We start from the raw sequence: 14,223 nt of genomic DNA on the forward strand, positions 1-14,223 counted from the left end.
CGCCGTCAGCACCCGCCTGAAGACCCGATGCGGCCCAGACAAATGCTGTAAAAATTCTCGAATTCCAGATACGCCAACGCGGGAGCAAGCCCCCGCGCGGCGACATCCTACCAGCTCACCGCCAAACGGCGGTGGGCTGGCCGACAACATGCAACGATTACTTCTTGTCGTCGCCTTTCACTTCTTCGAACTCGGCGTCAACCACGTCATCGTGCTTGGCTTCCGGCTCGGCCTGCTGAGCGCCGCCCTGAGGCTGTTCGGCCGACTGCTCGGCGTACATCTTCTGGGCTACCGGCGCGGAGACCTTGGACAGCTCTTCGACCTTGGCATCGATGGCAGCCTTGTCGTCGCCTTTCACAGCAGCTTCCAGGGCAACCACGGCCGCTTCGATGGCAGTCTTCTCTTCGGCAGTGACCTTGTCACCGGCGTCAGCGACCATCTTGCGGGTCGAGTGAACCAGCGCATCACCCTGGTTGCGGGCAGCGGCCAGCTCTTCGAACTTGCGGTCTTCCTCGGCATTGGCCTCGGCGTCACGCACCATTTTTTCGATCTCTTCGTCGGACAGACCGGAGTTGGCCTTGATCACGATCGACTGAGTCTTGCCGGTGGCCTTGTCTTTGGCGCCGACGTGCAGGATGCCGTTGGCGTCAATGTCGAAGGTCACTTCGATCTGCGGAACACCACGCGGTGCTGGCGGGATGTCAGCCAGGTCGAACTTGCCCAGCGACTTGTTCTGCGAAGCCTGCTTGCGCTCACCCTGCAGCACATGAATGGTCACTGCGCCCTGGTTGTCGTCGGCAGTCGAGAACACCTGCGACTTCTTGGTCGGAATGGTGGTGTTCTTCTCGATCAGCGGGGTCATCACGCCGCCCATGGTTTCGATACCCAGGGTCAGCGGGCTGACGTCCAGCAGCAGTACGTCTTTCACGTCACCGGCCAGTACGGCACCCTGGATGGCAGCGCCCATGGCAACTGCTTCGTCCGGGTTGACGTCCTTGCGGGCTTCCTTGCCGAAGAAATCGGCAACGGCCTTCTGAACCAGCGGCATACGGGTCTGGCCACCGACCAGGATCACGTCGTCGATCTTGCTGGCGTCGATGCCTGCGTCTTTCAGGGCGATGCGGCAAGGCTCGATGGTACGGTTGACCAGGTCTTCCACCAGCGACTCCAGCTTGGCGCGGGAGATCTTCACGTTCAGGTGCTTCGGACCGGTCGCATCTGCAGTGATGTACGGCAGGTTGACGTCGGTCGACTGAGCGGAGGACAGTTCGATCTTGGCCTTTTCCGCGGCTTCTTTCAGACGCTGCAGGGCCAGAGGGTCGTTCTTCAGGTCCATGCCCGACTCTTTCTTGAACTCGTCGACGAGGTAGTCGATCAGGCGCATGTCGAAGTCTTCGCCACCCAGGAAGGTGTCGCCGTTGGTGGCCAGCACTTCGAACTGGTGCTCACCGTCGACTTCGGCGATTTCGATGACCGATACGTCGAAGGTACCGCCACCCAGGTCATAAACGATGACAGTGTGGTCGCCCTTGGCCTTGTCCATGCCATAGGCCAGCGCAGCAGCGGTCGGTTCGTTGATGATGCGCTTTACGTCCAGACCCGCGATGCGACCGGCGTCTTTGGTGGCCTGACGCTGGCTGTCGTTGAAGTAGGCCGGAACGGTGATGACCGCTTCGGTGACTGGCTCGCCGAGGTAGTCTTCGGCGGTCTTCTTCATCTTTTTCAGAACTTCGGCGCTGATCTGCGGCGGCGCCATTTCCTTGCCGGCAGCCTCGACCCAGGCGTCACCGTTGTTAGCCTTGACGATCTTGTACGGCACCAGCTTGATGTCTTTCTGCACGACATCTTCTTCGAAGCGGCGGCCGATGAGGCGCTTCACTGCGAACAGGGTGTTGTGCGGGTTGGTGACGGCCTGGCGCTTGGCCGACTGGCCAACCAGGATTTCGCCATCATTGGCGTAGGCCACGATCGAAGGGGTGGTACGCGCACCTTCGGCGTTTTCGATGACCTTGACGTTACCGTTTTCCAGAATGGAGACGCACGAGTTGGTGGTCCCCAGGTCGATACCGATGATTTTGCCCATGTTTACTCTCCCGAAACTTGAATTTGGTAGCAGCGACTACTTTGGCCAACTGCGGTAATACTTGAAGGCTTGACACCTAGATGGGGATGGCCCGTCAGATTTCAAGCCTTTTCATCGATAGAAGGCTGCGGCGCGCTCGGCGCCTTGCTGACCACCACCATGGCAGGGCGCAGCAGGCGGCCGTTGAGCAGGTAGCCCTTCTGGAACACGTTCAGCACGCTGTTGGGCTCTACCTCGGCGCTTTCCTGCATGGCCATGGCCTGATGGTGCTCGGCATTGAACGGCTGGCCGTGCGGGTCGATGGCTTCGAGGTTGTAACGCTTGAGGGTGTCCTGGAACATCTTGAGGGTCAGTTCGACGCCTTCACGGATCTTCTTGACCTGCTCATCTTCAGCGCTGGAGTGCGCCAGAGCCAGCTCCAGGCTGTCGATCACCGGCAACAGGTCGCCGGCAAACTTCTCCAGGGCGAACTTGTGCGCCTTCTCGACATCCTGCTCGGCGCGGCGACGCACGTTCTGCAGGTCGGCGACGGCACGCAGGGACTGATCCTTGGCGGCGGCCAGCTGCTCCTCGAGCTCTTGAACGCGGGCGCCGTTATCCACTGCACCAGCCTCTTCGGCGTTAAGGTCTTTCTCATTCAGCTGTTCGTCAGCCATGGGGTCTCTCCTCCGCAATCTCTGTAGTACGAGCAAAGCTCGCCGTGTCTGCCGGCTATATGGGGCCGGAAAAATCAGCTTCAAGGGGCAAAGCGGTTTTCAGGTCGACGATGGAAACTGCGAGCAGGCATTGGCAGGCTCGAAAAAAGTACTGTATAAATAACCAGACCTGACTTCTCGGGAGCCGCCCCATGCTGGTGCATCTGTCCATTCACAACTACGCCATCGTCGAACACCTCGATCTCGAACTCGCCCGCGGCATGTCCGTCATCACCGGCGAGACCGGCGCAGGCAAATCGATCATGCTCGACGCCCTCGGCCTGGCCCTTGGTGATCGCGCCGACAGCGGCGTGGTGCGCCCTGGCGCGGACAAGGCGGACATCCTGGCCACCTTCGATCTGGTGGATATCCCCGAAGCGCACACCTGGCTGGCCGAGCGCGACCTGGACGACGGCGGCCCGTGCATCCTGCGCCGCGTCATCACGGCCGAAGGCCGCAGCCGCGGCTATATAAACGGCACGCCCTGCCCACTGGGTGACCTGAAGGCGCTCGGTGAACTGCTGATCGACATCCACAGCCAGCATGAGCACCAATCGCTGCTCAAGACCGACACCCACCGCCGCCTGCTCGACGAATATGCCGGCGCCATCGACCTGTCCCGCCAGGTCCAGCTCGCAGCCAAGCGCTGGAACCAGACCCGCCTGGAGCTCGAGCGCCTGTCCAACTCCGGCGATGAGCAGCGCGCCCGCCAACAGTTGCTCAGCTATCAGCTGGAAGAGCTCGACAACCTTGGCCTGGGTGAAAACGAACTGGAGCAACTGGAGCAGGAGCACAAGAACCTGACCAACGCCGAGGCCCTGTTCGGCATCTGCCGCCAGGTCATCGACCAATGCAGCGAAAGCGACTCAGGCAATGTGCTCGGCGCCCTCACCTCCAGCCTCAATCGCCTGGGCGCCGCAGCCAACACCCCCAAGGCGCTGGGTGAAGCCGCCAACCTCATCGCCAGCGCACAGATCCAGATAGAAGAAGCCGTAGGCGAACTCAACCGCTTCCTCGACAATTTCGACGCCGACCCCATGCGCCTGCAGGCCCTGGAAGAGCGCCTCGACACCATCTACACCCTGGCGCGCAAACATCGCGTGCACCCGACCGAACTGCCCCACCTGCAGCAGCAGTTGATGGAGGAGCTGGAAGGCCTGAATGCCAGCGACGAATCCATAGAGCGCCTGGGCGAAGAACTGTCGGCCTATGCCAAGCACTATCAGGAAAGGGCGATCGAGTTGAGCGCCCTGCGCCAGCAGGCGGCCCAGCAGCTCGCCATCGCGGTCGAACAGGAGATCCAGCGCCTGGGCATGCCTGGCGGGCGGTTCTGCATCGAACTCACACCCAACGAAAGCAGCGACCTGTCGCCACACGGCCTGGAGCAGATAGAACTGCTGGTCAGCGCCAACCCCGGGCAGCCGCTCAAAGGTTTGGCCAAGGTGGCCTCGGGCGGCGAACTGTCACGGATCAGCCTGGCGATCCAGGTCATTACGGCGCAAACCTCACGCATCCCGACACTGGTCTTCGATGAGGTTGACGTGGGCATCGGTGGCCCGACGGCCGAGATCGTCGGCCAGCTGTTGCGCCGCCTCGGTGAGCGCGGCCAGGTGCTGACCGTCACCCACCTGCCGCAGGTCGCGGCGCAGGGCCATCATCATTTGTTCGTGCACAAGGTGCGCAACAGCGACACCACGCACACTGCCGTGGCCAGCCTTGGCAAGCGCGAGCGGGTCGAGGAAGTGGCGCGGATGCTGGGCGGGATCGACCTGACCAAGGAATCGCTGGCGCATGCGCGCAAGATGGTGGTGTCCGGTAAGGCGTGATACTTGGCGTCATCGCCGACAGCCGGCTCACGCAGCTACCCCTGCAGCAGAAAGCACAAAGGCGACCCCAGGGTCGCCTTTGCTCTTAATAACGACCGCAATCGTTACTTTTTCTTACGCACGTAGAGGACCAGATTGTGGTCCACCAGCTCGTAGCCATGCTCGGCCACGATCTCTTTTTGGCGCCGCTCGATTTCGGCGTCCATGAATTCGATGACTTCACTGGTCTCCACGTTGACCATATGGTCGTGGTGACCGCCGTCCGCCAGCTCGAAAACTGCGTGACCGCCATCGAAGTTGTGCCGTACCACCAGCCCAGCAGCCTCGAACTGGGTGAGTACGCGATAAACGGTTGCCAGACCGACGTCCTCGCCAGCCTCCATCAGCGCCTTGTAGACATCCTCGGCGCTCATGTGACGTTGCTCGGTCGAGTCGAGCATCTGAAGGATCTTGACTCGAGGCAGTGTCACCTTGAGACCGGCTTTGCGCAATTCGCTATTTTCAACCATGGTCAGCTTTCTCGCCGATGCTGCTTCGCAGCTTCTCTTAATACGGGTATGATCGGGGTTTACGTTGTCCAGCCAAGATAGTGGAAGTCGCCCACCGATGCAAAACAACACCAAGCTCTTGCTAACCAGCCTCACCTTCGTGGGACTGCTCGCACTCGCCGGTTGCTCGTTTCCCGGGGTTTACAAAATCGACATCCAGCAGGGCAATGTCGTTACGCAAGACATGATAGACCAATTACGCCCCGGAATGACCCGCCGGCAAGTAAGGTTTATCATGGGCAACCCTCTGCTCCAGGATACTTTCAACACCAATCGTTGGGATTACCTGTACAGCCTGCAACCCGGTGGCGGCCAACGCCAGCAGGAGCGCATGAGCATATTCTTCAACGACAGCGACCAACTGGTCAGCCTGTCGGGCGACTTCATGCCAGGCGTGAGCCGCGACCAGGAAATCCTGGGCGGCAGCAGCGATACCACTGTCAGCCCGGCCACCCAGCCAGGCCAGCCAGCATCGCAGCCGGAAGAGGCGCCGGCCAAGCCAGGCTCGGTGGAGGAATCCATCCAGCGCGAGATCGACACCATCGAGACCACACCGGTGCCGACACCTGCCCCGCTGGATACCTCGCCGCAGTAAATGCAGGCGTAAAAAAGCCCGGATCAGTCCGGGCTTTTTTGTGCCTGATGACTTGGCAGCATCACGTATTGAGCTGTTTGGCACGCTGGCAGAACGCATCCACCAGCGTGTTGGCGGCCTGGTTGAACAGCGGCCCCAAGGTCGCCCGCACAATCGGCCCGGCGTAATCGAAGGACAGGTCCAGGCTGATCTTGCAGGCTTTTTCACCCAGCGCCTTGAATACCCACACGCCATGCAACTGGGTGAACGGCCCTTCCTCCAGGTTCATCTCGATGGACTGCCCGGGCACCAGCACATTGCGGGTCACGAACTGCTGGCTCATGCCACCTTTGGCCACCTCCAGCTTGGCGCGCATGTGCGTGTCACTGGCTTCGAGCACAGTCGAGGCCGAGCACCAAGGCAGGAACTGCGGGTAGCTGGCTACATCATTGACCAGGTCGTACAGCGACTGGGCAGGGTACGGCAGCAGGGCGGAGCGTTGAATATGGGTAGTCATCCAGGCGTCACTTCCAAGGCTGGGTGGCGGGCTTCGCAGCGTGCCAAAAACAGGTTCTGTGCGTAAGACAGGGCCTGTATTGTCCGGTATTCATTGCGGTGGCTCAAGCGCACCTAAATCCCGTAGCCGACCACGCGGTGACTTGCCTATAATGCCGCCCCTATGGCTAAACAAAAGAAACATCCGACCGGGACCATCGCGCAAAACAAAAAGGCGCGACACGATTACTTCATCGAACACAAGTTCGAGGCCGGGCTGGTCCTGTCCGGTTGGGAAGTAAAAAGCCTGCGGGCCGGCAAGGCGCACCTGACCGACAGCTACGTGCTGCTCAAGGATGGCGAAGCCTGGCTGTTCGGCAGCCACATCACCCCGCTGACCACTGCCAGCACCCACGTCATCGCCGACCCTATCCGCTCGCGCAAGCTGCTGCTGAACAAGCGCGAGCTGGAGCGTGTGGAAGCTGCGGTGGCGCAGAAGGGCTACACCTGTGTGGCCCTGGCGCTGTACTGGAGCAAGCACCTGATCAAGTGCGAGATTGCGCTTGGCAAGGGCAAGAAGGAATTCGACAAGCGCGACACCGTGCGCGAACGCGATTCCAACCGCGAGCTGCAGCGTGCGGTGCGCAACAAGGGCAAGGAAGACTAATTCCCGCCCTTGCGCGGCCGCCGTAGGAGCGGCCTTGTGTCGCGAAAGGGCTGCGTAGCAGCCCCAGCTTTCTGCGGCGCTGCCGAGATCCCTGGGGCCGCTTTGCGGCCCTTTCGCGACGCAAGGCCGCTCCTACAGGGCGCGCATTCAGCGGCAACCGATCAGCGCCCGCTGCGCCGCTCTGCCCGCGCTACGCGCTGGGCTTCGTTCTGCGCCTCTTCCAGCACCTCCTGCACATACAGAATGTGCCGGCTGGACACCTCCCGCGCATCGTCCGCCCTGCCCTCGACAATCGCCTGGTACAACTCACGGTGCTGGCTGATCAGCATGTCCCGCGTTTCGGTACGCTGCTGGTACATGCCCCCGATGTTGGTCACCACGTTGCGCTTAAGCAGGTCGAACAACCCGCGAATAGTATGCAGCAGCACGGCATTGTGGCTGGCTTCGGCAATCGCCAGGTGGAATCGCGCATCCGCCGCGCCCTCCTCTGCACGCGTGACCTGGTCAGCCCGCGCATAACAGTCCTGCAGGGTGTCGAATGCAGCCTTGAGGCGCGCCCGATCTGGCTCGGTGGCGCGCTGGGCAGCGTAGTAGGCGCATGACGCCTCCAGGGTGTGACGGAACTCCAGCAAATCGCGCTGCGCCTCGGCGCTGTGCTCCAGCAGTTGCAGCAATGGGTCACTGAAGGTTGAACCGAGCGATTCGGCCACATAGTTACCGCCACCCTGCCGGCTGACCAACAGCCCCTTGGCCACCAGCTTCTGGATCGCCTCGCGCAGTGAGGGGCGCGACACACCGAACTGCTCGGCCAGGGCGCGCTCGGCCGGCAGCCGCTGGCCTGAGGTCAGCGTGCCTTCGAGAATCATCCCTTCCAACCGATCGACGATGTCGTCGGACAGGCGCCGCTGGCGGACCTGATCAAAAACCATCACATGCTCTCCACAAACCCCCGGCAAAGTTCAGGGGGCGTCTATTCTCGCCGATCCGGGCCACGCCGACACCCGTCAGGCGACGATTTTCAAACACCATCAGCCGCCCGCTCATCGGCACACGACCAAAGTTTTGCACGGGACAAATTGACACACCCATGACAGCGCTTTTAACCTAGCGTCCAGCCATTGTAAATTGGTCTTACCAATTATCCAATGCCAGTGCCTGACCAACAACAATTAGGGGCTACCCCATATGCAAACCTGGCAACAACTCTATTCCCCGCTTGGTAGTCTTGGCCTGTCCGCACTGGCGGCGGTCATACCCATCGTGTTCTTCTTCCTGGCCCTCGCCGTGTTCCGCCTCAAAGGCCACGTCGCCGGCAGCATTACCCTTGGATTATCGATGCTGGTGGCGATCTTCGCCTTCCAGATGCCGGTCGACATGGCCCTCGCTGCCGCGGGCTATGGCTTCCTCTACGGCCTCTGGCCAATCGCCTGGATCATCGTAGCCGCGGTGTTCCTGTACAAACTCACGGTCAAGAGCGGCCAGTTCGAGGTGATCCGCAGCTCGGTACTGTCGATCACCGACGACCAGCGCCTGCAGGTGCTGCTGATCGGCTTCTGCTTCGGTGCCTTCCTCGAAGGCGCGGCCGGCTTCGGCGCACCAGTGGCAATCACTGCCGCGCTGCTGGTGGGCCTGGGCTTCAACCCGCTGTACGCCGCCGGCCTGTGCCTGATCGCCAACACCGCCCCCGTGGCGTTCGGCGCCCTGGGCATCCCGATCATCGTCGCCGGCCAGGTCACGGGCATCGACGCCTTCCACATCGGCGCCATGACCGGCCGCCAGCTGCCTCTGCTGTCGTTGTTCGTGCCGTTCTGGCTGGTGTTCATGATGGACGGCCTGCGCGGCGTCAAAGAAACCTGGCCTGCAGCCCTGGTGGCCGGCCTGAGCTTCGCCGTCACCCAGTACTTCACCTCCAACTTCATCGGCCCGGAACTGCCGGACATCACCTCGGCCCTGGCCAGCCTTGTCGCCCTGACCCTGTTCCTGAAGGTCTGGCAGCCCAAGCGCTCGTTCGCCGAAGCCAAAGGCAGCGTCGGCGCCGCCGTGGTCAGCAGCGGCGGCAGCCAGCCAAGCCCTTACAGCTTCGGTGAAATCTTCAAGGCCTGGTCGCCGTTCCTGATCCTCACCGTGCTGGTCACCATCTGGACCCTGAAACCGTTCAAGGCGGCGTTCGCCCCGGGCGGCGCGATGTACAACTTCGTGTTCAACTTCGCCATCCCGCACCTCGACCAACTGGTGATCAAGACCGCGCCGATCGTCGCCGCGCCGACCGCCATGCCAGCGGTGTTCAAGCTCGACCCGATCTCCGCCACCGGCACAGCGATCTTCCTGTCCGCGCTGATCTCCATGGCCGTATTGAAGATCAACTTCAAAACTGGTCTTACCACTTTCAAGGAAACCTTCTGGGAGCTGCGCTGGCCGATCCTGTCGATCGGTATGGTCCTGGCCTTCGCCTTCGTCACCAACTATTCGGGCATGTCTTCGACCATGGCCCTGGTACTGGCCGGCACCGGCGCCGCGTTCCCGTTCTTCTCGCCGTTCCTGGGCTGGCTGGGTGTGTTCCTCACAGGCTCCGACACCTCGTCCAATGCCCTGTTCGGTTCGCTGCAGGCCACCACTGCCCACCAGATCGGGGTCAACGACACCCTGCTGGTAGCAGCCAACACCAGCGGCGGCGTGACCGGCAAGATGATCTCGCCGCAGTCGATCGCCGTGGCCTGCGCAGCCACCGGCCTGGTCGGCAAGGAGTCCGACCTGTTCCGCTTCACCGTCAAGCACAGCCTGTTCTTCGCCACCATCGTCGGCCTGATCACCTTGGTTCAGGCCTACTGGCTGACCGGCATGCTGGTCCATCACTAAAGTGAAAGGGGCCGGGCGCCACCGAGCGCCCGGCATCTCCTTCAACCCACGCTGCGAGAATCCATGATCATTTCCGCCTCCACCGACTATCGCGCCGCGGCCCAACGCAAGCTGCCCCCCTTCCTCTTCCACTATGCCGACGGCGGCGCGTACGCAGAGCACACCCTGCGCCACAACGTCTCGGACCTGGCCGGCATTGCCCTGCGCCAGCGGGTGCTGAAGAACATGTCCGAGCTGAGCCTGGAAACCCGGCTGTTCGACGAAACCCTGAGCATGCCCGTGGCCCTCGCCCCGGTCGGCCTCACCGGCATGTATGCCCGCCGCGGCGAAGTGCAGGCAGCCCGTGCGGCAGCCGCCCATGGCATCCCCTTCACCATGTCTACCGTGTCGGTCTGCCCGATCGAAGAAGTGGCGCCAGCCATCGACCGGCCGATGTGGTTCCAGCTGTATGTGCTCAAAGACCGCGGCTTCATGCGCAACGCGCTGGAGCGGGCCAAGGCCGCCGGGGTCAAAACCCTGGTGTTCACCGTCGACATGCCGGTGCCAGGTGCCCGTTACCGTGATGCACACTCCGGCATGAGCGGTGCCAACGGGCCAATGCGCCGCGTGTTGCAGGCCATGACCCACCCCGAATGGGCCTGGGACGTTGGCGTGATGGGCCGCCCGCACGACCTGGGCAACATCTCCAAATACCGCGGCAACCCCACCGGCCTAGCCGACTACATCGGCTGGCTGGGTAGCAACTTCGACCCGTCGATTTCGTGGAAGGACCTGGAATGGATCCGCGAGTTCTGGGACGGCCCGATGATCATCAAAGGCATCCTCGACGCCGACGACGCACGTGACGCGGTCAAGTTCGGTGCCGACGGCATCGTCGTCTCCAACCACGGCGGCCGCCAGCTCGACGGCGTGCTGTCCAGCGCCCGTGCGTTGCCAGCGATCGCCGACGCAGTGAAAGGCGACCTGAAAATCCTCGCCGACTCCGGCATCCGCAGCGGCCTCGATGTAGTGCGCATGATCGCCCTGGGCGCAGACACCGTGCTCATCGGTCGCGCCTTCCTCTGGGCCCTGGCCGTGCATGGCCAGGCCGGGGTGAAGAACCTGCTCGAACTGTTCGAAAAGGAAATGCGCGTAGCCATGGTGCTCACGGGCGCCAAGGCGATCAGCGAGATCAGCCGCGACTCGCTGGTACGCGAACTGGGCGCTTGAGCGCCTGCAAAAACACCGCCTGTATGACCGGGCATGCGGCGCGCCAGACGCCGTGGCCCGGTGAGGAGATAGCATGAGCCTGCCCGCCGCATTCCTGCGTGATGCCGAGCGCCTGATACCCGCCGATCGCCGTTTCGACGACGCCACGTCCACCCTGGCCTTCGGCACCGACGCCAGTTTCTACCGGCTGATCCCCAAGCTGGTCGTGCGCGTGGAGTCGGAAGACGAAGTGGTCGGGCTGCTGCAACTGGCCCAGCGCGAGCGCGTACCAGTGACCTTCCGCGCCGCGGGCACCAGCCTGTCCGGCCAGGCTATCAGTGACTCGGTGTTGATCGTGCTCGGCGATAACTGGGGCAGCAAGGAGATCCGTGGCCAGGGCGAACAGATCCGCCTGCAACCCGGGGTTATCGGTGCCCAGGCCAACGCCTGGCTGGCCCCTTACGGGCGCAAGATCGGCCCGGACCCGGCCTCGATCAATGCCTGCAAGATCGGCGGCATCGTTGCCAACAACGCCAGCGGCATGTGCTGCGGCACCGCACAGAACACCTACCACACCCTGGCCGGCCTGCGCCTGGTGCTGGCTGACGGCACGCGCCTGGACAGCGAGGACCCGGCCAGCGTTGCCGCCTTTGAAAACAGCCACGCCGACCTGCTCGAAGCGCTGGCCCGGCTTGGCCGCGAAACCCGCGCCAACACCGAACTGGCAGAGCGCATCCGGCACAAGTACCGGCTGAAGAACACCACCGGCCTGTCACTCAACGCCCTGGTGGACTACGACAAGCCCCTGGATATCCTCCAGCATTTGCTGGTTGGGTCTGAAGGTACGCTGGGCTTCATCAGCGCCGTCACCTACGACACCGTGCCCGATCACCCGCACAAGGCCAGCGCGCTGCTGGTGTTCCCCAGCGTGGAAAGCTGCTGCCGCGCGGTGACCGTGCTCAAGCGCCAGCCGGTGTCCGCCGTGGAGCTGCTCGACCGCCGCAGCCTGCGTTCGGTGCAAAACATGCCGGGCATGCCGCTGTGGGTAAAAGGCCTGTCGGGCAATGCCTGCGCGCTGCTGATCGAGTCCCGCGCCGCCAGCCAGAGCCTGCTGCACGAACAACTGCAACAGGTCATGGCCTCTATCGCCGAATACCCGCTGGAACAGAAAGTCGACTTCAGCGAAGACCCGGCGGTGTACAACCAGCTGTGGAAGATCCGCAAGGACACCTTCCCCGCCGTCGGCGCCGTGCGCCGGACCGGCACCACGGTGATCATCGAAGACGTCACCTTCCCCGTCGAGCAACTGGCCGAAGGCGTCAACCGCCTGATCCAGCTGTTCGACAAGCACCACTACGACGAAGCGATCATTTTCGGCCATGCGCTGGAGGGCAACCTGCACTTCGTCTTCACCCAGGGTTTCAACAGCGCGCAAGAAGTCGCGCGCTACCAGGCCTTCATGGATGACGTGGCGCAACTGGTGGCCGTGGAGTTCGGCGGCTCGCTCAAGGCCGAGCACGGCACCGGCCGCAACATGGCGCCGTTCGTGGAGCTGGAGTGGGGGCATGACGCCTATCAGCTGATGTGGACGCTCAAGCGCCTGCTCGACCCCAACGGCATCCTCAACCCCGACGTGGTGTTGAGCGAAGACCCGGACATTCACCTGAAAAACCTCAAGCCGCTGCCCGCCGCCGACGAGATCGTCGACAAATGCATCGAGTGCGGCTTCTGCGAACCGGTCTGCCCCTCCAAAGGCCTGACCCTCAGCCCACGCCAGCGCATCGTCATGTGGCGTGACATTCAGGCGAAAAAACGCGCCGGCATCGATACCCGCGCACTGCTGCAGACTTACCAGTACCAAGGCATCGACACCTGCGCCGCCACCGGCCTGTGCGCCCAGCGCTGCCCGGTGGGCATCAATACCGGCGAGCTGGTGAAGAAGTTGCGCAGCCAGGCCGCCGAGCATGCAAAGACCGCCGACTGGCTGGCCGAGCACTTCCCTACTGCACTGGGTGGCGCCCGCCTGACCCTGACCGCCGCCAACACCGCCCGCAAGCTGCTCGGCGCCCCGCGCCTGGGCCGCCTGAGTGCCTCGTTGAGCAAGGCCAGCAAAGGCCGCCTGCCGCAATGGTCCCCCGCCATGCCGCAGCCGTTGCGCAGCATCGATTTCGGCCCGGCGAGCAACGATGCCCGGCCACGGGTGGTGTACCTGGCGGCTTGCGTGTCACGGGTGATGGGCCCGGCCTATGCCGACCGCGAGCAAAGCTCCCTAATGGACAAGACCCGCGCCCTGCTGGAAAAGGCCGGTTACCAGGTGGTGTTCCCCGGCAACGCCGACAGCCTGTGCTGCGGGCAGCCGTTCGCGTCCAAAGGTTACCCCGAGCAAGCGGAGCACAAGCGCCAAGAGCTGATCAACGCGCTGCTGCACGCCAGCCGCGGCGGCCTCGACCCCATCTACTGCGACACCAGCCCCTGCACCCTGCGCCTGGTGCAGGACCTGGGCGACACCCGCCTGGACCTGTACGACCCGGTGCGCTTCATCCGCACCCACCTGCTGGACAAGCTGGAGTTCACCCCACAAAACGAACCGGTGGCGGTGCACGTGACCTGCAGCACCCAGCACCTGGGTGAAAGCCAGGCGCTGATCGACCTGGCACGGCGCTGCAGCACGCAAGTGGTGATCCCGGAAGGGATTCACTGTTGCGGGTTTGCCGGTGACAAGGGCTTTACCACACCAGAGCTCAATGCCCACTCACTGCGCAGCCTGAAGGACGCAGTGCAGTATTGCAGTGAAGGGATTTCCACCAGCCGGACCTGTGAGATCGGGCTGTCCAGCCACAGCGGGATCGATTACCACGGGTTGGTTTACCTGGTGGATCGCGTCACCCGCCCACGTACCCTCTGATCTGTCCTCGATTCGCCGGCAAGCGCTGCCCCCGGTGGTAGCAACTGTCTTGCTCAACCTCTAAAAGCTGGCGCGATCCAGGTGGGAGCCGGCTTGCCGGCGATGGGCCGCAAAGCGGCCCCAGATGCTCGCTGGTCCCGTCGAGCGCGCTCGGGCTATTACAGCTCCGCTATGGGGGCTGCTGCGCAGCCCATCGCCGGCAAGCCGGCTCCCACCGCGACCGCGCAGTTCTTCAGCCCTGCGCTTTACCTGTGGAAGCAACTGTCTTGCTCAACTTCTAAAAGCTGGCGCGCCCCTGGAGCAACAGTCTCACCAATTTCTAAAAGTTAACGCAGCTCCTTGTGGGAGCCGGCTTGCCGGCGATCGAGGGCGCAGCCCTCGCCTAC

The 14,223-nt window shown here is 62.9% G+C and carries 11 protein-coding genes; 6 read left to right on the forward strand and 5 right to left on the reverse strand.

What is annotated here, in order from left to right; all coding sequences use genetic code 11:
* Positions 1–157: 157 nt before the first annotated feature.
* Both dnaK and grpE read right to left on the reverse strand, forming a co-directional pair.
* A complete protein-coding gene (gene dnaK / locus IWW33_RS07745; protein ID WP_046788149.1) occupies positions 158–2,083 on the reverse strand; it encodes a molecular chaperone DnaK in 1,926 nt (641 codons plus the stop codon).
* A 101-nt stretch (positions 2,084–2,184) separates the two neighbouring features.
* Positions 2,185–2,739, reverse strand: coding sequence for a nucleotide exchange factor GrpE (gene grpE, locus IWW33_RS07750; protein ID WP_012312638.1), 555 nt, complete (start codon positions 2,737–2,739; stop codon positions 2,185–2,187).
* Positions 2,740–2,930: 191 nt separating this feature from the next.
* On the opposite strand from grpE, the gene recN reads away from it, so the two are divergent.
* On the forward strand, positions 2,931–4,604 hold the full coding sequence (gene recN / locus IWW33_RS07755; RefSeq protein WP_174142455.1) for a DNA repair protein RecN: 1,674 nt from the start codon (positions 2,931–2,933) through the stop codon (positions 4,602–4,604).
* 104 nt (positions 4,605–4,708) lie between these two features.
* Here the strand turns inward: recN and fur are convergent, their stop codons facing one another.
* Positions 4,709–5,113, reverse strand: a complete 405-nt coding sequence (gene fur / locus IWW33_RS07760) for a ferric iron uptake transcriptional regulator (RefSeq protein ID WP_008096237.1) — start codon at positions 5,111–5,113, stop codon at positions 4,709–4,711.
* A gap of 97 nt (positions 5,114–5,210) precedes the next feature.
* On the opposite strand from fur, the gene IWW33_RS07765 reads away from it, so the two are divergent.
* Entirely contained in the window at positions 5,211–5,747 is a 537-nt protein-coding gene (locus IWW33_RS07765; protein ID WP_012312636.1) for an outer membrane protein assembly factor BamE, read from the forward strand.
* Positions 5,748–5,808: 61 nt separating this feature from the next.
* On the opposite strand, the gene IWW33_RS07770 is transcribed toward IWW33_RS07765, so the two are convergent.
* The gene (locus IWW33_RS07770) at positions 5,809–6,243 is read right to left on the reverse strand and encodes a type II toxin-antitoxin system RatA family toxin (protein ID WP_174142457.1); all 435 of its coding nucleotides are present in this window, start codon (positions 6,241–6,243) and stop codon (positions 5,809–5,811) included.
* 162 nt (positions 6,244–6,405) lie between these two features.
* Here IWW33_RS07770 and smpB point away from each other — a divergent pair, with 162 nt between their 5' ends.
* Complete coding sequence (gene smpB, locus IWW33_RS07775; RefSeq protein WP_012312633.1) at positions 6,406–6,888, forward strand: SsrA-binding protein SmpB; 483 nt, start codon at positions 6,406–6,408, stop codon at positions 6,886–6,888.
* 161 nt (positions 6,889–7,049) lie between these two features.
* Here the strand turns inward: smpB and IWW33_RS07780 are convergent, their stop codons facing one another.
* Complete coding sequence (locus IWW33_RS07780; protein WP_012312632.1) at positions 7,050–7,817, reverse strand: FCD domain-containing protein; 768 nt, start codon at positions 7,815–7,817, stop codon at positions 7,050–7,052.
* Between the two features lie 256 nt (positions 7,818–8,073).
* On the opposite strand from IWW33_RS07780, the gene IWW33_RS07785 reads away from it, so the two are divergent.
* The 3 genes from IWW33_RS07785 to IWW33_RS07795 all read left to right on the forward strand — a co-directional run bounded on the left by IWW33_RS07785 (position 8,074) and on the right by IWW33_RS07795 (position 13,837).
* Positions 8,074–9,744 carry a lactate permease LctP family transporter gene (locus tag IWW33_RS07785; RefSeq protein WP_046788144.1) on the forward strand — a complete coding sequence of 557 codons (1,671 nt, stop codon included), beginning with the start codon at positions 8,074–8,076 and terminating at the stop codon, positions 9,742–9,744.
* A 63-nt stretch (positions 9,745–9,807) separates the two neighbouring features.
* Positions 9,808–10,953, forward strand: coding sequence for an FMN-dependent L-lactate dehydrogenase LldD (gene lldD / locus IWW33_RS07790; protein ID WP_012312630.1), 1,146 nt, complete (start codon positions 9,808–9,810; stop codon positions 10,951–10,953).
* Between the two features lie 73 nt (positions 10,954–11,026).
* Positions 11,027–13,837, forward strand: a complete 2,811-nt coding sequence (locus IWW33_RS07795) for an FAD-binding and (Fe-S)-binding domain-containing protein (RefSeq protein ID WP_174142459.1) — start codon at positions 11,027–11,029, stop codon at positions 13,835–13,837.
* Positions 13,838–14,223 lie beyond the last annotated feature (386 nt).

It is taken from the genome of Pseudomonas sp. M2 (assembly GCF_015751845.1).
GTDB classification, from domain to species: domain Bacteria; phylum Pseudomonadota; class Gammaproteobacteria; order Pseudomonadales; family Pseudomonadaceae; genus Aquipseudomonas; species Aquipseudomonas putida_E.

Excerpts from the sequence above, each read along its gene's own strand:
- dnaK (WP_046788149.1), bottom strand. The coding sequence starts at position 2,083 with ATGGGCAAAATCATCGGTATCGACCTGGGGACCACCAACTCGTGCGTC.
- grpE (WP_012312638.1), bottom strand. The coding sequence starts at position 2,739 with ATGGCTGACGAACAGCTGAATGAGAAAGACCTTAACGCCGAAGAGGCT.
- recN (WP_174142455.1), top strand. The coding sequence starts at position 2,931 with ATGCTGGTGCATCTGTCCATTCACAACTACGCCATCGTCGAACACCTC.
- fur (WP_008096237.1), bottom strand. The coding sequence starts at position 5,113 with ATGGTTGAAAATAGCGAATTGCGCAAAGCCGGTCTCAAGGTGACACTG.
- IWW33_RS07765 (WP_012312636.1), top strand. The coding sequence starts at position 5,211 with ATGCAAAACAACACCAAGCTCTTGCTAACCAGCCTCACCTTCGTGGGA.
- IWW33_RS07770 (WP_174142457.1), bottom strand. The coding sequence starts at position 6,243 with ATGACTACCCATATTCAACGCTCCGCCCTGCTGCCGTACCCTGCCCAG.
- smpB (WP_012312633.1), top strand. The coding sequence starts at position 6,406 with ATGGCTAAACAAAAGAAACATCCGACCGGGACCATCGCGCAAAACAAA.
- IWW33_RS07780 (WP_012312632.1), bottom strand. The coding sequence starts at position 7,817 with ATGGTTTTTGATCAGGTCCGCCAGCGGCGCCTGTCCGACGACATCGTC.
- IWW33_RS07785 (WP_046788144.1), top strand. The coding sequence starts at position 8,074 with ATGCAAACCTGGCAACAACTCTATTCCCCGCTTGGTAGTCTTGGCCTG.
- lldD (WP_012312630.1), top strand. The coding sequence starts at position 9,808 with ATGATCATTTCCGCCTCCACCGACTATCGCGCCGCGGCCCAACGCAAG.
- IWW33_RS07795 (WP_174142459.1), top strand. The coding sequence starts at position 11,027 with ATGAGCCTGCCCGCCGCATTCCTGCGTGATGCCGAGCGCCTGATACCC.